Source organism: Solitalea agri, assembly GCF_023914155.1.
Taxonomy (GTDB): Bacteria; Bacteroidota; Bacteroidia; order Sphingobacteriales; family Sphingobacteriaceae; genus Solitalea; species Solitalea agri.
On sequence record NZ_JAMWYS010000067.1, the window covers coordinates 1 to 840 of the forward strand.

Sequence of the window (840 nt, forward strand, 5' to 3'; positions counted from 1 at the left end):
TTCACCGCGTCATTGCTGATACGCGATTACTAGCGAATCCAACTTCATGAGGTCGAGTTGCAGACCTCAATCCGAACTGTGAATGGCTTTTTGAGATTGGCTTCCTGTTACCAGGTCGCAGCCCTCTGTACCATCCATTGTAGCACGTGTGTAGCCCCGGACGTAAGGGCCATGATGACTTGACGTCGTCCCCTCCTTCCTCTCTACTTGCGTAGGCAGTCTGTTTAGAGTCCCCATCTTAATGCTGGCAACTAAACATAGGGGTTGCGCTCGTTGCGGGACTTAACCCAACACCTCACGGCACGAGCTGACGACAGCCATGCAGCACCTAGTTTCCTGTCCTTGCGGACGTTAATATTTCTACTAACTTCAGTAACTTTCAAGCCCGGGTAAGGTTCCTCGCGTATCATCGAATTAAACCACATGCTCCTCCGCTTGTGCGGGCCCCCGTCAATTCCTTTGAGTTTCAATCTTGCGACCGTACTCCCCAGGTGGATTACTTAACGCTTTCGCTTAGCCGCCGACTGTATATCGCCGACAGCGAGTAATCATCGTTTAGGGCGTGGACTACCAGGGTATCTAATCCTGTTTGATCCCCACGCTTTCGTGCCTCAGCGTCAGTTACACTTTAGTGAGCTGCCTTCGCAATCGGTGTTCTGTGACATATCTATGCATTTCACCGCTACTTGTCACATTCCGCCCACTTCATCTGTACTCAAGTAAACCAGTATCAAAGGCAGTTCTACAGTTGAGCTGCAGGCTTTCACCTCTGACTTAATTTACCGCCTACGCACCCTTTAAACCCAATAAATCCGGATAACGCTTGGATCCTCCGTATTA

At 50.0% G+C, this 840-nt stretch carries 1 rRNA gene; it reads right to left on the reverse strand.

The window, feature by feature from the left end:
- Positions 1-840 (reverse strand): 16S ribosomal RNA (locus NF867_RS18270); the annotation flags it as partial.